At 18.1% G+C, this 22,041-nt stretch carries 23 protein-coding genes and 1 tRNA gene; 18 read left to right on the plus strand and 6 right to left on the minus strand.

Features of this window, described 5'->3' with window-relative positions:
- The first annotated feature begins 3 nt into the window (after positions 1-3).
- From mnmG to atpC, 9 genes are all read left to right on the plus strand, one after another.
- The gene (gene mnmG / locus RJT27_RS00005; RefSeq protein ID WP_343189643.1) at positions 4-1,884 is read left to right on the plus strand and encodes a tRNA uridine-5-carboxymethylaminomethyl(34) synthesis enzyme MnmG; all 1,881 of its coding nucleotides are present in this window, start codon (positions 4-6) and stop codon (positions 1,882-1,884) included.
- Between the two features lie 152 nt (positions 1,885-2,036).
- Positions 2,037-2,864 (plus strand): F0F1 ATP synthase subunit A, encoded by an 828-nt coding sequence (gene atpB, locus RJT27_RS00010; protein WP_343189458.1) that lies wholly within the window; start codon positions 2,037-2,039, stop codon positions 2,862-2,864.
- 34 nt (positions 2,865-2,898) lie between these two features.
- The gene (gene atpE, locus RJT27_RS00015; RefSeq protein WP_343189459.1) at positions 2,899-3,138 is read left to right on the plus strand and encodes a F0F1 ATP synthase subunit C; all 240 of its coding nucleotides are present in this window, start codon (positions 2,899-2,901) and stop codon (positions 3,136-3,138) included.
- A gap of 107 nt (positions 3,139-3,245) precedes the next feature.
- A complete protein-coding gene (gene atpF / locus RJT27_RS00020; protein ID WP_343189460.1) occupies positions 3,246-3,725 on the plus strand; it encodes a F0F1 ATP synthase subunit B in 480 nt (159 codons plus the stop codon).
- A 1-nt stretch (position 3,726) separates the two neighbouring features.
- Positions 3,727-4,263 carry an ATP synthase F1 subunit delta gene (atpH, locus tag RJT27_RS00025; RefSeq protein ID WP_343189461.1) on the plus strand — a complete coding sequence of 179 codons (537 nt, stop codon included), beginning with the start codon at positions 3,727-3,729 and terminating at the stop codon, positions 4,261-4,263.
- Positions 4,264-4,303: 40 nt separating this feature from the next.
- Entirely contained in the window at positions 4,304-5,854 is a 1,551-nt protein-coding gene (gene atpA, locus RJT27_RS00030) for a F0F1 ATP synthase subunit alpha (RefSeq protein ID WP_343189462.1), read from the plus strand.
- 43 nt (positions 5,855-5,897) lie between these two features.
- A complete protein-coding gene (atpG, locus tag RJT27_RS00035; protein WP_343189463.1) occupies positions 5,898-6,767 on the plus strand; it encodes an ATP synthase F1 subunit gamma in 870 nt (289 codons plus the stop codon).
- A gap of 25 nt (positions 6,768-6,792) precedes the next feature.
- Complete coding sequence (gene atpD / locus RJT27_RS00040; RefSeq protein ID WP_343189644.1) at positions 6,793-8,190, plus strand: F0F1 ATP synthase subunit beta; 1,398 nt, start codon at positions 6,793-6,795, stop codon at positions 8,188-8,190.
- Positions 8,191-8,207: 17 nt separating this feature from the next.
- Positions 8,208-8,582, plus strand: a complete 375-nt coding sequence (atpC, locus tag RJT27_RS00045) for an ATP synthase F1 subunit epsilon (RefSeq protein ID WP_343189464.1) — start codon at positions 8,208-8,210, stop codon at positions 8,580-8,582.
- A gap of 88 nt (positions 8,583-8,670) precedes the next feature.
- On the opposite strand, the gene gyrB is transcribed toward atpC, so the two are convergent.
- Entirely contained in the window at positions 8,671-11,082 is a 2,412-nt protein-coding gene (gene gyrB / locus RJT27_RS00050; RefSeq protein WP_343189465.1) for a DNA topoisomerase (ATP-hydrolyzing) subunit B, read from the minus strand.
- Between the two features lie 42 nt (positions 11,083-11,124).
- Positions 11,125-12,231, minus strand: coding sequence for a DNA polymerase III subunit beta (dnaN, locus tag RJT27_RS00055; protein WP_343189466.1), 1,107 nt, complete (start codon positions 12,229-12,231; stop codon positions 11,125-11,127).
- A 109-nt stretch (positions 12,232-12,340) separates the two neighbouring features.
- Between dnaN and rpmH the strand changes: the two genes are divergently transcribed.
- The 5 genes from rpmH to mnmE are packed head-to-tail and all read left to right on the plus strand — an operon-like array spanning position 12,341 to position 16,069.
- Positions 12,341-12,481: a 50S ribosomal protein L34 gene (gene rpmH, locus RJT27_RS00060; protein ID WP_343189467.1), complete on the plus strand. Its 141-nt coding sequence runs from the start codon at positions 12,341-12,343 to the stop codon at positions 12,479-12,481.
- 23 nt (positions 12,482-12,504) lie between these two features.
- Positions 12,505-12,861: a ribonuclease P protein component gene (rnpA, locus tag RJT27_RS00065; protein ID WP_343189468.1), complete on the plus strand. Its 357-nt coding sequence runs from the start codon at positions 12,505-12,507 to the stop codon at positions 12,859-12,861.
- Positions 12,828-13,061, plus strand: coding sequence for a membrane protein insertion efficiency factor YidD (gene yidD / locus RJT27_RS00070; protein WP_343189469.1), 234 nt, complete (start codon positions 12,828-12,830; stop codon positions 13,059-13,061). The genes rnpA and yidD overlap by 34 nt, the downstream gene beginning before the upstream one ends.
- A gap of 16 nt (positions 13,062-13,077) precedes the next feature.
- Positions 13,078-14,679, plus strand: a complete 1,602-nt coding sequence (gene yidC / locus RJT27_RS00075) for a membrane protein insertase YidC (RefSeq protein WP_343189470.1) — start codon at positions 13,078-13,080, stop codon at positions 14,677-14,679.
- A gap of 25 nt (positions 14,680-14,704) precedes the next feature.
- Positions 14,705-16,069, plus strand: coding sequence for a tRNA uridine-5-carboxymethylaminomethyl(34) synthesis GTPase MnmE (gene mnmE / locus RJT27_RS00080; RefSeq protein WP_343189471.1), 1,365 nt, complete (start codon positions 14,705-14,707; stop codon positions 16,067-16,069).
- A 33-nt stretch (positions 16,070-16,102) separates the two neighbouring features.
- On the opposite strand, the gene RJT27_RS00085 is transcribed toward mnmE, so the two are convergent.
- A tRNA-Phe gene (locus RJT27_RS00085) sits at positions 16,103-16,175 on the minus strand.
- A gap of 207 nt (positions 16,176-16,382) precedes the next feature.
- On the opposite strand from RJT27_RS00085, the gene RJT27_RS00090 reads away from it, so the two are divergent.
- From RJT27_RS00090 to efp, 3 genes are all read left to right on the plus strand, one after another.
- A complete protein-coding gene (locus tag RJT27_RS00090) occupies positions 16,383-16,676 on the plus strand; it encodes a co-chaperone GroES (RefSeq protein WP_343189472.1) in 294 nt (97 codons plus the stop codon).
- A gap of 45 nt (positions 16,677-16,721) precedes the next feature.
- Positions 16,722-18,371, plus strand: a complete 1,650-nt coding sequence (groL, locus tag RJT27_RS00095; protein ID WP_343189473.1) for a chaperonin GroEL — start codon at positions 16,722-16,724, stop codon at positions 18,369-18,371.
- Positions 18,372-18,450: 79 nt separating this feature from the next.
- Positions 18,451-19,011, plus strand: a complete 561-nt coding sequence (gene efp / locus RJT27_RS00100; RefSeq protein ID WP_343189474.1) for an elongation factor P — start codon at positions 18,451-18,453, stop codon at positions 19,009-19,011.
- Positions 19,012-19,032: 21 nt separating this feature from the next.
- Here the strand turns inward: efp and dnaC are convergent, their stop codons facing one another.
- From dnaC to rsmD, 3 genes are all read right to left on the minus strand, one after another.
- Positions 19,033-19,764: a DNA replication protein DnaC gene (gene dnaC / locus RJT27_RS00105; RefSeq protein ID WP_343189475.1), complete on the minus strand. Its 732-nt coding sequence runs from the start codon at positions 19,762-19,764 to the stop codon at positions 19,033-19,035.
- Position 19,765: 1 nt separating this feature from the next.
- Positions 19,766-20,248, minus strand: a complete 483-nt coding sequence (locus RJT27_RS00110; protein ID WP_343189476.1) for a DnaT-like ssDNA-binding domain-containing protein — start codon at positions 20,246-20,248, stop codon at positions 19,766-19,768.
- Between the two features lie 81 nt (positions 20,249-20,329).
- Complete coding sequence (rsmD, locus tag RJT27_RS00115; RefSeq protein WP_343189477.1) at positions 20,330-20,884, minus strand: 16S rRNA (guanine(966)-N(2))-methyltransferase RsmD; 555 nt, start codon at positions 20,882-20,884, stop codon at positions 20,330-20,332.
- Between the two features lie 94 nt (positions 20,885-20,978).
- Between rsmD and ftsY the strand changes: the two genes are divergently transcribed.
- A complete protein-coding gene (gene ftsY / locus RJT27_RS00120) occupies positions 20,979-22,001 on the plus strand; it encodes a signal recognition particle-docking protein FtsY (protein WP_343189478.1) in 1,023 nt (340 codons plus the stop codon).
- Positions 22,002-22,041: the final 40 nt, after the last annotated feature.

The following is a 22,041-nucleotide window of genomic DNA, read 5'->3' on the forward strand; positions in this document are numbered from 1 at the left end:
ATGATTTTTAATAAAAAAATAGATGTTATTGTAATAGGAGGAGGGCATGCAGGAACTGAAGCATCAATTGCATCATCTAAAATGGGTTGTTCAACTTTATTAATTACTAATAATATTAATAATATAGGATCTTTATCTTGTAATCCTTCAATTGGAGGAATTGGAAAAAGTCATTTAGTTAAAGAAATAGATGCATTAGGTGGAGTTATGGCAAGAGCAATTGATTATTCTGGAATTCATTTTAAAATACTTAATTTTAGTAAAGGAATAGCTGTTCGTTCATTAAGAGCACAAGCTGATCGATTTACTTATCATAAAGCTATAATGTTTTTTTTAAAAAAACAAAAAAATTTAAATATATTACAATCAGAAGTAATTAAATTAATTATAAAAAATAAAAAAATTATTGGAGTAAAATTAAATAATAAAAAAAAAATTTATTCTAAAATAACTATTTTAACTACAGGAACATTTTTATCTGGAAAAATATATATAGGAAAAAATATTTTTTCTGGAGGTCGTATTAATGATTTTTCTTCTATAAAATTATCTAAACAATTAAAAAAATTTTCTTTTAATATTAATAAATTAAAAACAGGAACTCCTCCAAGAATATTAATAAATACAATAAATTTTAAAAAATTAAATTATCAAAAAAGTGATATTCCTATACCTAAATTTTCTTTTTTAAAAAATAATATAAAACATTTGAAACAAATTAAATGTTTTTTAACCTATACAAATGAAAATACACATAAAATAATAAAAAATAATATTTATAAAAGTCCAATGTATAATGGAACTATTAAAAGTATTGGACCTCGTTATTGCCCTTCTATAGAAGATAAAATAATGAAATTTAAACATCATAATTCACATCAAATTTTTTTAGAACCAGAAGGTTTATTCAATAATGAAATTTATCCGAATGGAATTTCTACTAGTTTACCATTTTCTATACAAAAAAAAATAATAAATTCAATTTATGGTTTAGAAAAGGCAGTTATTTCAAAACCTGGTTATGCAGTAGAATATAATTATCTTGATCCTAGAGATTTATATTTTAATTTAGAAAGTAAAATAATAAAAAATTTATTTTTAGCAGGACAAATTAATGGAACTACTGGTTATGAAGAAGCTGCTTCACAAGGTTTATTAGCAGGTATTAATGCAGGATTAAAAATTTTAAAAAAACCATTATGGTATCCAAAAAGACATGAAGCATATTTAGGAGTATTAATTAATGATTTATGTTTAAAAGGAACAAAAGAACCATATAGAATGTTTACTTCTAGAGCTGAATATAGATTATTATTAAGAGAAGATAATGCTGATTTACGTTTAACAAAATTAGCAAAAGAATTAAATTTAATTAATAATTTAAGATGGAAATTTTATCTTTTAAAAAAAAAAAATATAAAATATGTTTTAAATAAATTTAATAATATAAATATTTTATCAAATTCTAAAGAAAATAAAAAAATTAATAAAATATTAAAAAAAAAAATTAAAAAAAAAATTAATATTAAAAATTTATTAAAATATCCAGAAATAAATTTTAAATATTTAACTAAATTTGATTTTTTTAAAAAAATTAAAAATATTGATTTTTCTATTATTGAACAAGTTGAAACTAATATAAAATATAAAGGTTATATTAAAAGACAAAAAAAAGAAATAAAAATACAAAAATTATATCAAAAAAAAAATAATTATTTTAAAAAAAAATTTGATTATTCTAAAATAAAAGGTTTATCTAATGAAGTTATTTATAAATTAAATTTATATCAACCTTCTAATTTAAATAAAGCTTTGTTAATTTCAGGAATAACTCCTGCAGCTATTTCTATTATATTAAATTATTTTAAGAAAAATAAAAATTAAATTTTTTATTTTTTTTATTTTTTATTGTTGTTATGTTTTATTATTTTTTTTAAAATTATTTCTATTTTATAATATTATTGTAAAAAATAATAAAATAAATAAAATTTATTAAAATTTTATTTTTTATAAAAATTTTAATAAGGTTATTAATTATGATTTTAGAAAAAATATTAAACCCTCAACAATATATTAATCATCATTTACATCATTTACAATTTAATTTATTAAATTTTAATTTTATTAATACAAATATAAATTATAAAAAAAATTTTTTTATTTTAAATATTGATTCATTTTTTTTTTCTTTTTTTTTAGGATTTATTTTTTTATTTTTTTTTTATAAAATTTCTAAAAATTCTTTAAATAATAAAATAAATAAGTTACAAATTTTTATTGAAATGATTATTGAATTTGTTAATAATAATATTAAAGAAATATTTCCAAATAATTATAAAAATAATTTAATTGGTCCTTTATCTTTAACAATTTTTATTTGGATATTTTTAATGAATTGTATGGATTTGATACCAATTGATTTATTTCCTTTATTAATGAAATATTTTTTTAATATATCTAATATTAGAATTGTTCCTTCTGCAGATATTAATATTACACTTTCTATGTCTTTATCAATATTAATTTTAATAATTTTTTATAGTATTAAAATTAAAACTTTTAAAGGTTTTTTAAAAGAAATATTTACACATCCTTTTAATTATCCAATATTTTATATATTTAATTTTTTTTTAGAAATTATTAATTTATTTTCTAAACCAATTTCTTTAGGTTTAAGATTATTTGGAAATATTTATTCTGGTGAAATGATTTTTATTCTTATTAATAGTTTTTTACCATGGTGGTTACAGTGGGTTTTAATAGTCCCTTGGGCTATTTTTCATATTTTAATAATTGTATTACAAGCATTTATTTTTATGGTTTTAACTATTGTTTATTTATCAATGGCAATAAATAAAAATTAATAAAATTATATAAAAATTTTTTTATAAGGTTACTATGGAAAATATAGATATAAGTATGTTATATATTTCTTCTTCAATTATGATTGGATTAGCTTCTATTGGAGCTGCTATTGGAATAGGAATTTTAGGTGGTAAATTTTTAGAATCTGCTGCAAGACAACCAGATTTAGTACCTATGTTAAGAACACAATTTTTTATTGTTATGGGATTAGTAGATGCAATTCCTATGATTTCGGTAGGTCTTTCTTTGTATATGATGTTTGCTATTATTTAAACAATTTTTATTTAATTATAATATTTAAAAAATTAAAATATTATATCTTTACGTTATATAAATTAACGTAAAGATTTTTTATTTTATTATAATAAGGAAATGAAAATATGAATTTAAATGTTACTATTTTTGGACAAATTATTTCTTTTATTTTTTTTGTTTGGTTTTGTATGTATTATATTTGGCCTCCTATTATATTAACGATTAAAAATAGAAAAAAAAAAATTAAAAATGAATTTAAAAAAATTAAAAATAATAAAAAAAAAATTAAAAATATAAAATATAATATAAAAGAAAAAAAAAAAAAAATTAAAAAATATATTTTTAAAATAATTAATAAAGCATATGAAGATAAAAATTTTATTTTAGAAAAAACAAAAAATAAAGCAAATATTTTAAAAAAAAAAATTTTAAAACAAAATAATAAAGATATTAACATTATAAAAAATAACATTCGTCAAGAGTTATTGTTGGAAATGAAAAAAATAGTAATATTATTAACAAAAAAAATTATAAAAAATTCATTAGATATTAATCAACATAATAAATTAATAAAAAAAATAATGATAAATTTTAAGGAAATTTAAAGTGTTTTTATTTAAAAATATTGTAAAAATTTATGCAATGTCAATATTTAAATTATCAAAAAAAAAAAAAAATATTAAATTTTGGAAAAAAATGTTATTATTTTGTTCAAAAATTATTAAAAATAAATATTTTATTTTTTTTTTAAAAAATGAATTTTCTCAAAAGAAAATATCCTTAATATTAACAAAAATATGTAAAAATAAAATTAATAAAGAATGTATTAATTTAATAAAAATTATGACATTTAATAAACATTTATTATTATTTAAAAAAATATTAAAAAAATTAATATATTTACAAAATAAATATAAAAAATATATTTTAATTAAAATTATTACATTTAATAAATTAAATCAAAATAAAAAAAAAAAAATTAAAAAAAAAATTAAAAAAAAAATTAAAAAAAAAAATAAATTTAAGAATAAAAAATTTTTTTTTAAATTTTTTAAAAATAAATTAATAATAGGAGGGATAATTATAAAAATAAAAAATTTAATATATAATGCTTCTATTTGTGAATTTTTAAAAAAATTTTAAATATTTANTTTTTTTAAAAAATGTTAAGAGAAAATTACATATGAAATTAAATACTAAGGAAATTAGCGAGTTAATTCAAAAAAGAATTAAAAAATTTAATATTGTTAAATCAATATATAATGAAGGAAAAATAATTTCTGTTATTGATGGAATTATAAAAATTAATGGATTATCAGAAGTTATGCAAGGCGAAATGTTATATATAGATAATAATTCTTCTTTTAAACAATTTGCAATTGCTTTAAATTTAGAAATAGATTTAGTAGGAGCAATTGTTTTAGGTTCATTTGAAAATATTACTGAAGGAATGTTAGTTCGATGTACAGGAAAAATTTTAGAAATACCTGTTGGTTATAATTTTTTAGGAAGAGTAATTAATGCATTAGCTCAACCAATTGATGGAAAAGGAAAAATTATAAGTAAAAATTTTTTTCCAGTAGAAAATATAGCACCTGGGGTAATTGATAGGAAAAGAATAAATAAACCAATACAAACTGGATATAAAGCTATTGATTCTATGATTCCTATTGGAAAAGGTCAAAGAGAATTAATTATAGGAGATCGTCAAACTGGAAAAACTTCTTTAGCAATTGATACTATAATTAATCAAAGAAAAAATAATGTTTTTTGTATTTATGTAGCTATTGGGCAAAAAATATCTACAGTATTAAATATTGTAAAAAAATTAGATGAAAATAAAGCACTAAAAAATACTATAATTATTGTAGCTTCTGCTTCTGAATCTGCTTCTTTGCAATATTTATCTCCTTATGTTGGATGTTCTATGGGTGAATATTTTAGAAATAAAGGTAAAGATGCTTTAATTGTTTATGATGATTTAACTAAACATGCAATATCTTATCGACAAATTTCTTTATTATTAAGAAGACCTCCAGGTAGAGAAGGTTTTCCTGGTGATATTTTTTATTTACATTCTAGATTATTAGAAAGAGCTTCTAATGTTACATCTAAATATATTAATTATATTTCTAAAGGTAAAATTAATAAAAAAAGTGGTTCATTAACAGCTTTACCAATTATTGAAACACAAGAAGGAGATGTTTCATCTTTTGTTCCAACTAATGTTATTTCTATAACGGATGGACAAATATTTTTAGAATCTAATTTATTTAATTCTGGAATTAGACCAGCTGTAAATCCTGGATTATCAGTATCTAGAGTTGGAAGTGCAGCACAAACTAAAATTATTAAAATTTTATCTTCTAAAATTAGAACTTTATTAGCTCAATATAGAGAATTATCTTCTTTTTCACAATTTTCTTCTGATTTAGATAAAGTTACTAAAAAACAATTAATACATGGAAAAAAATTAATAGAAATTTTAAAACAAAAACAATATTTACCTATGAGTATTGCTGAACAAGCTTTAATTCTTTTTGCTTCAGAAAAAGGGTTTTTAAAAAATATTGATATTAAAAAAATTAAATCTTTTGAAAAAAAAATTTTATTTTCTTTTAAAAAAAAACATAAAAAATTAATAAAAAAAATAAATATTAAAGGAGAATATAATAAAAAAATAAAAAAAAAATTATTTTTATTTTTAAAAAAATTTACAGAAAATAATAAATAATATATATTTTATTATAATATATATTTTTTTTGAGAACATTTTAATGACTGTTAATATTAAAGATATAAATAATAAAATTGGAAGTATTTTAAATACTAAAAAAATAACTAAAGCTATGGAAATGATATCTATTACTAAAATGAGAAAAATAGAATTATTAATGAAAAATAATAGATTTTATATTTTTTTTATGAAAAAAATTATTAATAATTTTTTATTATCTAATTATAATCAAAAAAATATTTTTTTAAATAATAATATAAAAATGAAAAAAATTATTATTATAGTTATTTCTACAGAAAAAGGGTTATGTGGAAGTTTAAATAACAATCTTTTTAAAAAAATATTAAATAAAATTAATAAATATAAAAAAAAAAATATTTCTTCAAAATTATTTATTTTTGGATTAAAAGGTTATTTATTTTTTAAAAATAATAATTGCAATATTATTAAATATATAAATAATATTCAAGAAACTCCTAATTATAAAGAAATTTTTCCTTATTTAAAAAAAATTTTTTATATGTATAAAAAATTTTTTTTTGATCATATATTTCTTGCAAATAATTATTTTGAAAATAAAATTATACAAATACCAAAAATAAAACAAATATTACCTTTTAAAAAAAAAAAAAAAAATATATATAAAAATATTAAAAATTATTTATATGAACCAAATAAAAAATATTTATTAAATAAAATTTTTAAAAAATATTTTATAACAAAAATATATCATTCTTTTTTAGAAAATTCTTCATGTGAGCAAGCATCAAGAATGATTTCTATGAAAAATGCTACTGATAATAGTAATAACATGATTAAAAATTTACAAGTTTTATTTAATAAAATAAGACAATCAAATGTAACACAAGAATTAAATGAAATTGTTTCTGGTGCTTCTGCAATTTTATAATTTAAAATAAAATTAAAGGTTAATAATAATGTATGGAAAAATTATACAAATTATTGGTTCTATAGTTGATGTAAAATTTTCTAAAAAAAATATACCTAAAATTTATTATGCTTTAAAAGTTAAAAATAATGTTAATAATAATATTATTTTAGAAGTACAACAACAATTAGGATCAGGAGTAGTAAGAACAATATCAATGGGTTCTTCTGATGGTTTAAAAAGAGGATTAAAAGTTATTAATTTAGGACATGAAATAAAAATTCCAGTAGGAAAAATAACATTAGGTAGAATTATGAATGTTTTAGGAGAACCTATAGATATGAAAGGTTCTTTTAATAAAAATTGTAATAAAAATATTGAATTTAGATCTATTCATAATAAACCTCCAGATTATATTTATCAATCTAATTCTCAAGAAATTTTAGAAACAGGAATTAAGGTTATTGATTTAATTTGTCCTTTTTCTAAAGGTGGTAAAGTAGGTTTATTTGGAGGAGCTGGAGTTGGTAAAACAGTTAATATGATGGAATTAATAAGAAATATAGCAGTTGCTCATTCTGGATATTCAGTGTTTACTGGAGTAGGAGAAAGAACTAGAGAAGGTAATGATTTTTATTATGAAATGAAAGATTCAAAAGTTTTAAATAAAGTTTCTTTAGTTTATGGTCAAATGAATGAACCTCCAGGAAATAGATTAAGAGTTGCTTTTACAGGTTTAACTATAGCAGAAAAATTTAGAGATGAAGGAAAAGATGTATTGTTATTTATTGATAATATATATAGATATACTTTAGCGGGAACGGAAGTATCTGCTTTGTTAGGAAGAATACCTTCAGCTGTAGGTTATCAACCTACATTATCTGAAGAAATGGGAAAATTACAAGAAAGAATAACTTCTACTAAAACAGGATCAATTACATCTATACAAGCTGTTTATGTTCCTGCTGATGATTTAACAGATCCTTCTCCAGCAACAACTTTTTCACATTTAGATTCTATTATAACATTAAGTAGAAATATTGCTTCTTTAGGAATATATCCTGCTATTGATCCTTTAAGTTCTTCTAGTCGTCAATTAGATCCTAAAATAGTTGGAAAAGAACATTATAATGTTGCAAGAAAAGTTCAATCTATTTTGCAAAGATATCAAGAACTGAAAGATATAATAACAATTTTAGGAATGGATGAATTATCAGAATCTGATAAAATTTTAGTTTCTAGAGCAAGAAAAATACAAAAATTTTTATCTCAACCATTTTTTGTTGCTGAAATATTTACTGGTTATAAAGGTAAATATGTTACTTTAAAAGATACTATTCTTGGATTTAAAGGGATTATTGAAGGAAAATATGATTCTGTTCCAGAACAATTTTTTTATATGATCGGTTCAATTAAAGATATTAAAAAAAAATCATTATATTAATTAAAATGGATTATAAAATGATTTATTTAAATGTTGTAAGTTTCAAAAATCATATTTTTTCTGATTTAGTTAATAAAATAATAGTTTCAGGTATTGAAGGAGAATTAGGAATTTATCCTAAACATATAAATTTATTAACTTTTATTAAGCCTAGTTTTTTAAAAATATTTATAAATAAAAAAATAATATATATATATGTATTAGGAGGTATTTTACAAATTACATATAATAAAGTTATTATTATTTCAGATTTTGCAATAAAATTTAAAAAATATAATAATAAAAAAATGTTATTTTTTTTAAAGAATATTAAAAAAAAAATAAATAAAATAAATAAAAAAAAAGATTTTCATAATATTTCTTCAAATTTTTATAAAATATTAAAATATTAAAATTTTTTTTTAAAATATTTTAAAAATATTTATTTTTTTTTTCGGCAGGAAATAATATCCTGCCATTTATTTTTTATAATAAATATTATTATATATCTATATTTTTTGCTTTTAATGCATTTTTTTCTATAAAATATCTTCTAGGTTCTACTATATCTCCCATTAAAATTGAAAATAAATTATTTGCATTAATACAATTTTTTATAGTTACTTGTGACATTCTTCTAGTATTTGGATTCATTGTAGTGTTCCATAATTGTTCAGGGTTCATTTCTCCTAAACCTTTATATCTTTGTATAGATATTTTTTTTTTAGATTCTTTTATTAACCATTTTATTATATTTTCAAATTTTTTTAAATTATATTTTTTTTTGTTTTTTATTAAATAAATTTTTTTTTTTAAAATTTTTTTTATTTTTTTAAATAAAATTGATGTTTTTTTATAAAAATTACTTTTAAAAAATTTTAAATCTAGAATATATATTTTTTTTTTATAAAAATTATTAGTTTTTATAATTAATTTTATTTTATAATTTATATTTTTAAATTTATTTATTCCTATATATTTTTTTTTTTTTTTATTTTTGTTTAAATAATTTATAAAATTTTTAAACCATATTTTTATTTTTTTTGGGTCATAAAAATTATTTATAGGTTTATAAAAAATTAATTTATATAAAATTTTTTTAATATATTTTTTTTTATTTAAATTAATTAATTGATATATTTTATTGGTTTTTTTTAAAATTTTTTTAGATTTTTTTTTATTAAATATTTTTTTGTGAGAATTAGTATAATTAATAGATGTATTATTTAACATAATTTTTGTTTGATATTTTTTTAAATTTTTATCATTTTTAATATATTTTTCTTTTTTATTATATTTAATTTTGTATAAAGGAGGTTTTGCAATAAATAAATAACCTTTTTCTATAATTTCTGGCATTTTTCTATAAAAAAAAGTTAATAATAATGTTCTTATATGCGATCCATCAATATCAGCGTCAGTCATTATTATTATTTTATGATATCTTAATTTATTTATTTTAAATTTTTTTTTATCTATTATTCCACAACCTAAAGCAGTAATTAATGTAGAAATTTCTTGTGAAATAATCATTTTTTCAAATTTTGCTTTTTCTACATTTAATATTTTTCCTTTTAATGGTAAAATAGCTTGATTTTTTCTGTTTCTTCCTTGTTTTGCAGATCCTCCTGCAGAATCTCCTTCTACTAAATATATTTCAGAATATTTAGGGTTTTTTTCTTGACAATCAGATAATTTTCCAGGTAATCCTAATATTTCTGAAGTATTTGTTTTTCTTATAATTTCTCTATTTCTTTTTGCAATTTCTCTAATTTTAGCTGCGTCAATAATTTTATTAGTAATTATTTTAGCATCTTGAGGATGTTCCATAAGATAATTTAATAAATTTTCATTTATTAAAGATTCTATAATTGGTTTTACTTCAGATGAGACTAATTTTTCTTTAGTTTGTGAAGAAAATTTAGGATTAGGTAATTTTATAGATATAATTGCTGTTAATCCTTCTCTTACATCATCTCCAATAGTATTAATTTTATTTTTTTTTTTATATTGTTCTTTATCAATATAATTATTAATAGTTCTTGTTACTGCAGCTTTAAATCCAATTAAATGAGTTCCTCCTTCATGTTGTGGAATATTATTAGTAAAACATATTACATTTTCTTTAAAAGAATTATTCCATTGCATTACTATTTCTAATTGAATTTTTTTTTTTTTTTTTTTTAAGTAAAAAATATTTTGATGAATATTGTTATATTTTTTATTTAGAAATTTTATAAAAGATTTTATACCTCCTTTATTATAAAAAATATTTTTTATTTTTTTTTTTTTATAATTTAAAATAATTTTTATTCCTGAATTTAGAAAGGATAATTCTTGTAATCTATTAAATATTATTTGATAATTAAATTTTATATTATTATTAAAAATTTTTTTATTTGGCCAAAATTGTATTTTTGTTCCTGTTTTATTACATTTACCAATAATTTTTAAAGGTTTTTTAGGAGTTCCGTTAATATATATTTGTTGATAAATTTTTTTTTTTTTAAAAATTGTTAATTTTAATTTTTTTGAAAGAGCATTTACTACAGAAATTCCTACTCCATGTAATCCTCCAGATATTTTATATGAATTATTATCAAATTTTCCTCCAGTGTGTAACATAGTCATAATTACTTCTGCTGCAGAAATTCCTTCTTCTGGATGTATATCAGTTGGTATTCCTCTTCCATTATCTTTAATAGAAATAGAATTATCATTTTCAATTTTTAATTTTATTTTATTACAATATCCAGCTAATGCTTCATCAATAGAATTATCAATAATTTCAAATATCATATGATGTAAACCAGTACCATCATCTGTATTTCCAATATACATTCCTGGTCTTTTTTTAACTGCATCTAATCCTTTTAATATTTTAATATTAGATGAATTATAAGAATTTGACATTTATTTTCCTTATTGAAATATTTCTTAAAATTTTTAAAATATTTATAAATTTATTGGCATAATTACATAAACAGATAAAAATTTATTTTTTTCTAAAATTTGTATTTTTGAATTAGTTTTTTTTAAAAAAAAAGAAATATTTTTTTTATAAATTACATTTATTACATCTAATATATAAAATATATTTGCAGTTATTTCTATTTTTTTTGTAAGATTTAAAATTTTTATTTTTTCTAATATTTTTTCTTCTTGATTATTTGTTGTTATTTTACATATATTTTTATTAATTTTCATACATACTCCATGAAAATTTTCATAACAAAAAATTGATGTTCTTAATAAAGTTTTTTTTAATAAATTTTTATTAAAAGAAATTTTATATTTAATATTTTTTAATAATACATTATAATAATTTGGAAATAATCCTTCTATTAATTTACTAATAAATATTATATTTCTTATGTTAATAATAATATTATTTTTAAAAATTTTAATTTTTATTAAATTCTTATTATTTTCTTTTAGTAATTTATAAATTTCTAATATAGATTTTCTTGGAATAATTATTTTGTAATTATTATATTTTATATTTATTTTAATACTACATAATGCCATTCTATATCCATCTGTAGCAACAATAAATAATTTATTTTTTTTAATTTCTAATAAAATTCCATTTAAATAATATCTTACATCTTTAATCCCCATTGAAAATTTTGTTTTGAAAATCATATATTTTAATTTTTTTTCTGAAATTAAAAAAAAATTTTTTTTTTTTGTATTATTAATATATATTCTAGGAAAATTTGAAGCAGGTAAAGTTAAAATTAAAAATTTACTTTTATTTGCTATAATTTTCATTTTATTTTTTATTAAAATAAAAATTATTTTAACATTTTCATTAATATTTCTACAAAGATTTAATATTTTTTGTCCTGATATAGTAATTTTTCCTTCTATTATATTTTTAATTTTAGATGTTTTTACTATTATTTCTTTTTCTAAATCAGTGCTAATTAAAAATAAAGTTTTTTTTTTAATTGTTATTAAAATATTTTCTAAAATTTTATTTTTTTGGTTTTTTGTTATTATAGAATTTATTATTTTTAATTTTTCTATTAGTTTTTTTTGGTATATAGTAAATTTCATAAATAATATATTTAGTTATATTTTTTAATATATTTATAAAATATATTATTAATATTTATTTTTTAAAAGTTATTTATTTTTTTTATTTTTTTAGAGGAAATGAAATAAAATGAAAAGAACTTTTCAACCTTCATTGTTAAAGAAATATAGAGTTCATGGTTTTAGATCTAGAATGTCAACAAAAAATGGAAGATTAATTTTATCTAGAAGAAGAAAAAAATTGAGAAGTCGTTTAACTGTATCATCTTAAGTTTATATTATAAAACTTAATGTATGAATAATTTTTTTTTTAAAAAAAAAAAGAAAATACTAAATATTTTAGAATTTGATTATGTTTTTAAAAAACCTTATGTTATTAAAAATTTATATTTTATATTATTAAGTCGTTTAAATTTATTAAAATATTCTAGGATTGGTTTTTGTATTAATAAAAGAAATGTAAAATATTCAAATATTAGAAATTATATCAAAAGATTAATTAGAGAAAAATTTAGATTATATCAATATCAATTAATTCCTATGGATTTTATAATAATTATTAAAAATAAAATAATTCATTTAAATAAATTAAATTTTATTTCTATTTTGGAGGAATTTTGGTTTTTTCATTATCATTTTTTAATAGATTAATAATTTTAATAATAAAATTGTATCAAATAAGTTTTAGTATTTTTTTTGTTTCTAATTGTCGTTTTTATCCTTCTTGTTCTAATTATGCAATAAAAATCTTTAAAAAATATAATTTTATAAAATCATTATATTTTGTTTTTTTGAGATTATTAAAATGTAATATTTTTCATTCTGGAGGATTTGATTTTTCAAATTTATAAATATGAGATTAATAAAATGATTTTAAAACGTTTTTTTTATTTTTTTTTTTTTATTTTATTTTTTTTTATTATAATTACTTATTTTAATAGAAATTTTTTTAATGGTTTACAAAAAATTAATTTTTATGAAAATAAAAATTATTTTTTTAAAAATGAAAATTTATTAAATAATATTAATAATTCTAAAATTTTTATAAAAACTGATTTATTTAATATAGTTATTAATTTATTAAATGGTAATATTGAAAAATTAAGTTTATGTAATTATAAAGAAAAATTAAATTCTGAAAAAATTTTAACTATATTAAATAATAAAAAAGATAATATATATCAAGCTAAAACAGAAATTATTCAAAATTATAAAAATAATATTATAAAAAAAAAAAATATTTTTTTTTTTACTGAAAAAAAATTTTTTGAGTTAGAGAAAAATAATTTTTTTTTATTTGTTCCTATGTATAATATTTCTAATGATGGGGTAATATTTACAAAAACTTTTATTTTTAAGAAAAATTCATATGATATTGAAATACAATATAAAATAAATAATTTTACAAATAAAAAAATAAATTTTAATTTTTATAATAAATTAATTAAAAATATTAATGGTTCTAATAATAAATATTTTTTTTTAAATAATTTATTTTCTAAAGAATATAATAATTTATCTTATTCTAGTGATAATAAAAAATTTGTAAATTTAAAATTAAATGATATTCATGATAATAATATTAGTACATCTTCTGGTTGGATTTCTATTTTACAGCAATATTTTTTTTCTTCTTGGATTCCAAAAATAAATGAAATCAATGATATTTATATAAAAAAAAATTATGATAATTATATAGAAATTGGTTATATTTTTAAAAATTTTTTAATTAATCCTTATTCTTTTGGTGTTTTTTCTTCAAAATTATTTGTTGGTCCTAAAATATATGATAAAATTTATTTTTTAGCTCCTAATTTAAATTTAATTATTGATTATGGTTTTTTTTCTTTTATTTCTAAACCGTTATTTAAATTGTTAAATTTTTTTTATTTTTATACAAATAATTGGGGTTTTTCTATAATTAGTATAACTTTATTTATTAAAATATTATTATATCCTATAACAAAATCGCAATATATATCTATGTGTAAAATAAAATTATTGCAACCAAAAATTAATTATATTAAAAAAAAATTTAATAATGATAAACAAAAGATGAGTAAAAAATTAATGTATTTATATAAAAAAAATAAAATAAATCCATTAGGTGGTTGTTTACCTATATTAATTCAAATGCCAATTTTTTTATCTTTATATAATATGTTAAATAATTCAATTGAATTAAGACATTCTCCATTTATTTTTTGGATTAAAGATTTATCTGAAAAAGATCCATTTTATTTTTTACCTTTTTTAATGGGTTTTACTATGTGGTATTTACAAAAAGAATCAATTAATAATATATCTGATAATTTTCAAAAAATAATTATGAATATTATTCCTTTTATTTTTTCTTTTTTTTTTATTTGGTTTCCTTCTGGATTAGTATTATATTATTTTATAAGTAACATGATTACTATTTTTCAACAATGTTGGATTTCGTATTTTTTTAAAAAAAATATTAATTAATATTATATTTTAATATAGGTTATTTATGTTTTTTAATGATACTATCGTTGCTCAAATAACTCCTTATGGTAAAAGTGCAGTTGGGATAATAAGAGTATCTGGTGTTTTATCTTCTTTAGTTTCTTTAAAAATATTAAAAATAATACCAAAACCTAAAATTGCTACTTATTTATCTTTTTTTGATTTATCAAATAATATTATTGATAAAGGAATAGCTTTATGGTTTCCTGGTCCTAATTCTTTTACTGGAGAAGATGTATTAGAACTACAAACGCATGGAAGTCCAATATTATTAAATTTATTAATTGATATTATTACAAGTATTAAAAATATTCGTATAGCTAGAAAAGGAGAATTTTCTGAGCGAGCGTTTTTAAATAAAAAAATAGATTTAATACAAGCAGAAGCTATTAATGATTTAATTAATTCTAGATCTGAAATAGAATTAAAATGTTCATTAAAATCTTTACATGGTTTTTTTTCTAAATATATTAAAAATATTATTCAAAAAATAATTGTATTTCGATCTGAAATAGAAGTTAGAATTGATTTTTTTGAAAATGAAGAAGAATATTTTTTAAATTTAAATATAGAAAAAAATATTGATAATATAATTTTTTCTATAAATAAAATTATAAATATGTCTAATAATAGTAAAATATTAAAAAATGGAATTAAAATAGTTCTTGCTGGTCCTCCTAATGTAGGAAAATCAAGTATTTTTAATAAATTATTATTTAATAATAGATCTATAGTAACTAATATAAAAGGAACTACAAGAGATACTTTGCATGAAAATTTTAGTATTAATGGTGTTTTGTTTGAGTTGGTAGATACTGCTGGAATACATGAAACTGATAATGTTATAGAAAACATAGGAATAAAAAGAGCAATTAAAGAAATAAAAAATGCTGATTATATTTTTTTTGTTATTGATATTAATTTAAATAATTTTATTCAATTACAAATTTTATCTAAATTTTTATCAAAATTATTAATTAAAAAAAATTTTTTAATTATTTTAAATAAATTTGATTTATATAATAAAAAAAAAATTATTAAATATAAAATTAAAGGTATAAAATATATTTATATTTCAACATTGAATAATTTAGGAATTGATTTAATTCGAAAATTTTTAATTAAAAAAACAAAATTATTAATTAATAATGAAGCTAATTTTATAGTAAAAAGTAGACATTTGAATATTTTAAAATCTACTAAAAATTTTCTTTTAAAAATAAAAAAAAAATGGATTTTATCTAGAAATATTGAATTATTAGCTGAAGATTTATTTTTTTCTCAAAAATTATTAAATGAAATTTATGGTTCTGTTACTTCTAAAAAAATTATATCATATATTTTTTCTAATTTTTGTATAGGAAAATAATTTATTTTAATATTATTTATTTTATTATATTAATGCCCGAAGGCGGAATTGAACCACCGACACGGGGATTTTCAGTCCCCTGCTCTACCAACTGAGCTATTCGGGCAATTAATTAATATTGAAACATTAAATTATATAAAAAGTCAATATTTATTTTTTAAATATGTAATATTTTAAAAAAAAATAAAAAATTTTTAAAACCTTGAATTTATTAAAATAAATCCCAATATATTAATTGTTATAAATAATTTTTNNTATTTTTAATTAATGTAAATAATTAAATTTTGATTGCAATATAAAGAGGAATTATATCATGAAAATTCGTCCATTGCATGATCGTGTAGTTATTGAAAGACAAGAAATAGAATCTAAATCTGCAGGGGGAATTGTTTTAACTGGAAATTCTGCAGAAAAATCTACTAGAGGAAAGGTTATTTCTGTTGGAAAAGGTCGTATTTTAGATAATGGAAAAATTAAACCATTAGATGTTAAAATTGGAGATTTAGTAATTTTTAATGAAGGATATGGAGCTAAAGTAGAAAAAATAAATAACAAAGAAGTTTTAATTATTAATGAAAATGATATTTTAGCTATTATTGAAAAATAAAATATAAAAAATTTATTGATAATATACGCTTTAAGGAAATTTTAAATGGCCGCTAAAGATGTAAAATTTGGTAATGAAGCTAGAATTAAAATGCTTCGAGGCGTAAATGTATTAGCAGATGCTGTAAAAGTTACTTTAGGACCAAAGGGTAGAAATGTTGTTTTAGATAAATCTTTTGGAGCTCCTAGTATAACAAAAGATGGAGTTTCTGTAGCTAGAGAAATTGAATTAGAAGATAAATTTGAAAATATGGGCGCGCAAATGGTTAAAGAAGTAGCTTCTAAAGCAAATGATGCTGCTGGTGATGGTACTACTACTGCTACTTTATTAGCCCAATCTATTGTTAATGAAGGTTTAAAAGCTGTTGCTGCAGGTATGAATCCTATGGATTTAAAAAGAGGAATAGATAAAGCTGTTATTAGTGCTGTAGATGAATTAAGAAATTTATCTGTTCCTTGTTCTGATTCGAAAGCTATTACACAAGTTGGAACTATTTCTGCAAATGCAGATGAAAAAGTTGGATCTTTAATTGCGGAAGCTATGGAAAAAGTTGGTAATGATGGAGTTATTACTGTTGAAGAAGGAACTGGTTTGCAAAATGAATTAGAAGTAGTGAAAGGTATGCAATTTGATAGAGGATATTTATCTCCTTATTTTATAAATAAACCTGATTCTGGTTTAGTAGAATTAGAAAATCCATATATTTTAATGGCTGATAAAAAAATATCTAGTGTTAGAGAGTTGTTACCAATATTAGAAGCGGTAGCTAAAGCAGGTAAACCATTATTAATTATTTCAGAAGATTTAGAAGGGGAAGCTTTAGCAACATTAGTAGTTAATTCTATGCGTGGAATTGTTAAAATTGCTGCAGTAAAAGCTCCTGGTTTTGGTGATCGTAGAAAATCAATGTTACAAGATATTTCTATTTTAACAGGAGGTTCTTTAATATCTGAAGAATTAGCTATGGAATTAGAAAAATCAACTTTAGAAGATTTAGGACAAGCAAAAAGAGTTGTGATAACTAAAGAAACTACTACTATTATTGGAGGTGTAGGAGAAAAACATTCAATTCATAGTAGAGTAAATCAAATACGTCAACAAATACAAGAAGCAACTTCAGATTATGACAAAGAAAAACTTAATGAAAGATTAGCAAAATTATCTGGAGGTGTTGCGGTTTTAAAAGTAGGAGCTGCTACTGAAGTAGAAATGAAAGAAAAAAAAGCTCGTGTAGAAGATGCTTTACATGCTACTAGAGCTGCTGTTGAAGAAGGAGTTGTTCCAGGTGGTGGAGTAGCATTAGTTAGAGTAGCGGAAAAAATTTCTACTATTAATGGTCAAAATGAAGATCAAAATGTAGGAATAAGAGTTGCATTAAGAGCAATGGAAGCTCCTTTACGTCAAATTGTTGCGAATTCTGGAGAAGAACCATCTGTAGTTACTAATAATGTAAAAGATGGAAAAGGAAATTATGGTTATAATGCAGCTACTGATCAATATGGTGATATGATTAATTTTGGTATTTTAGATCCTACTAAAGTTACTAGATCTGCTTTACAATATGCAGCATCTGTTGCAGGTTTAATGATTACTACTGAATGTATGGTAACAGATTTACTTAAAGAAGAAAAAACGGATTTAGGAAATAATAATCCATCTAGCGCTGGAATGGGTGGAATGGGTGGAATGATGTAGTTTTTATTTACAATATATTTTTTTCATCCCGAATTTTTTTTCGGGATGATATTTTTTTTTTAAATAAAGGTTTATTAAAATGTCATTTGTTAATAATTTTAAATGTGGAAGAAAAATAATTTTAAATTTTGAACCTTATAATATAGAATTTAGTGAATTTATTAATCCTGGAAAAGGAAAAGCTTTTGTTCGTTTAAAATTAAGACGTTTATTAACAGGTACTTTAATTAATAAAACTTTTAAAGCTTCAGAACATTTAAAGTCAGCTGATATTATTAAAAAAAAATTTATTTATTTATATAATGATAATAAAATGTGGATTTTTATGGATGATGAAAATTTTAATCAAATATATATTAAAAAATCTATCATCGGAAATAATTATAAATGGTTAATTCCGCAAGATATTTGTGAAATTTTATTATGGAATAATAATCCTATTAATATTATATTAAAAAATTTTGTTAAATTAAAAGTTATTAAAACAGAGAATGTTATTAAAGGAGATAGTGTTTCTTCTTTTAGTAAGTTTGCTACATTAAGTACTGGTGTAATAATTAAAGTTCCTTTATTTATAAAAATTGGAGATATTATAAAAATTGATACTCGATCAGAAACATATATTTCTAGAGATCGTTAATTTATTTTCTTTAAAATAATTTTAATTTTTAATATTTTTTCTATAACTTTCCCATTCAAAGTTTACCCATAAACTATTTCCTAATCTCATTCTGTCTATTACCCTTTCCCCTAAAAGTATATTCATTCCTTTATAATCTAAATTTGATAGCATTCCAGTAGATAATTTTGAAGATGATCTTCTATCAACAATTTGATTAATTATTATTTTTTCATATCTAGATTCAGTTTGTATTCCTATTTCATCTATTATTAAAAGATCAACTGTACTTAATTTATTTAATAATTTTTCTTCTGTTGTATTATTTTTTTTATTAAATGTATTTTTCATGTTTGACATTAAATCTGCTACTGTTACAATTAATACACTTTTTCCATTAATTATTAAATAATTTCCTATTGCAGATGCTAAATGATTTTTTCCTGTTCCTGATTTTCCTGAAAATATAAAATTTGCAATATTTTTATGAAATTTTTTTGCGTATTTTTTAGCTGCTAATAATGCTTTTTTTTGCCCTTGATTAAATATTTTATAATTATTAAAAGAACAATTTATGTATAATTTTTTTATACCTGATTGATTAAAATTTTTTTTTATTTTTTTTATTTTATTTTTTTTTATTATTGTTTTTGAGGATATTATTCCTTGTTTTTGATTCCAAAAAAATAATTCTTTTTCATTTTTAAATTTTGGTTTTATGTTATTTGGCATTATTTTTTTTAATTTTTTTAAAAAATTTTTATATTTATACATGTTATTCTCCTCTAAATCCATATGGTATTTTATATTCTAGTTTAGAAATATTGTTTATGTTTTTTTTTTTTATATTTATCATATTTCTAATTTGTTGTAGATTTCTTGCTAATTTTTGTTGCCATTGTATATGATAAAATGATCTTTTTTCTGCATTCCAATATGAAATAAATGAAGCAAGTTCTGTTTTTGTTGCAGTTTTATATAATTTAATTCCCCATAATGAAGCTTGTTTTAAAAAATTTTTATCTGGTTTCCAATGTTTATGCATAATAAATTTTTTATTTTTTTCTGTTTTTTTTATTTTTTTTTTGTAATTTTTATATTTTATTTTATATTTTAATAGTTTATTAAATGTTTTTATATTTAAAATATACATAATTGGTATTTTTTTTTTAAAAATAATTAATTTTTTTTTTTTAATTTTTTTTAATATTTTTAAGGGATTTTTTAGAAAATTTTTTAAATTTGTTCCTATTAACATATTTATATCCATAATTTATTTTTTTTTATTTTAAAATTAATAAAATTTTATAAATAAAGATTAAATTTAAAATATTATTTTTTATTTACAAAAATATAAATAAAATATTATTTTTTTTAATTTTTTTTTTTTATATAATAACCAATTTTTTGGAATAATTAAGTTTTTATGATTTTTTGCTTTTTCAATATATATAATTGAATTAAATTTTATCCAGTTATTTTTTTCTATCATAAATATTGTTTTTTGTAATATTGAATTATAATATGGTGGATCTAAAAATATAATATCATAAGGTATTCCTTTTTTATTTAACCATTGAATTGCATTTGTTTTAATTATTTTTATATTTTTAATTTGTAATTTTTTTATGTTTTTTTTAATTATTTTTATTATTTTTTTTTTTTTTTCTAATATTGTAACAAATTTAGCTAAATTAGAAATTGATTCTACTCCTAAAGAACCTGTTCCAGAAAAACAATCTAAACATAAAGAATTTTTAATATAAGGTTTTAACCAATTAAATAAAGTAATTCGATTAAAACTTGTTGTTGGTCTAATTTTATTTTTTTTTTTAAATGTTATTTTTCTATTTTTAAATATTCCACTGTTTATTCGAATAAAATTTTTTTTCATATTTTATATTTTTTTTATTAAATTTTATTTTATATAATAAATATTTTTTTTAAAATAAATATTTTATTTTATTATATATTTTTAGGTAATTATTATGATAAATATTAAAAAAAGTTTTTTTTTAAATTTTTTTTCAAAAAATAAAAATAAAAAAAAAAATATTTCAAAAAATAAAAATAAAAAAAAAAATATTTCAAAAAATAATTTTTTTTCAAAATTATCATTAAAATGGAAAAATATAACTAAAAAAATTTCTGCTAATATTAAAAAAATTTTTGTAAGTGATAAAATAGATAAATATTTTATTAAAAAATTAAAAAATAAATTAATATTATCGGATTTTGGAATAAAATTTACAAATGAAATAATAAAAAAAATAAAATTAGAAATTAATAATAAAGGTATTAATGATTCTAAAATTTTATATTCTATTTTAAAAAATAAATTAAAAAAAATATTATTAAATATTACTCCATATAAAAGTAATAAATTTTATTCTCCTTATATTATATTAGTAATTGGAGTAAATGGGGTTGGAAAAACAAGTTCGGTAGGAAAATTAGCTTTTAAATATATTATTTCTGGAAAATCTGTTATGTTAGCTGCTGGTGATACTTATAGGATTTCAGCGATAGATCAATTGAAAAAATGGGGAAAAATAAATTCTATTTCTGTAATTTCTCAAAAACAAGGTTCTGATTCTGCATCTGTTATTTATGATGCTATTCAGTCTGCTAAATCTAAAAAAATAGATATATTAATTATTGATACTGCAGGTCGTTTTAGTAGTAATTTATCTTTAATAAAAGAATTAAAAAAAATTATTAGGGTTATAAAAAAAATTGATTATTATGCTCCTCATGAAATTTTATTAACATTAGATGCTACTATAGGACAAAATTCTATTTTTCAAGCTAAAATATTTAATAAATTGTTTAATATTAATGGTATTATTTTAACAAAATTAGATAGTACAGCAAAAGGTGGGGTAATTTTTTCTATAATTAAAAAATTTTCTATACCAATTAGTTATGTATCTATTGGAGAAAGTAAAAAAGATTTATATGTTTTTAATAGTAAAGAATATATAAATAATTTTTTTAAAAAAATAAAATAAATTTTATTTTTAAAATTTGTTTTTAAAATATTTTAAATTT

The sequence above is a fragment of the Buchnera aphidicola (Greenidea ficicola) genome, from assembly GCF_039386055.1.
Taxonomy (GTDB): domain Bacteria; phylum Pseudomonadota; class Gammaproteobacteria; order Enterobacterales; family Enterobacteriaceae; genus Buchnera_K; species Buchnera_K aphidicola_A.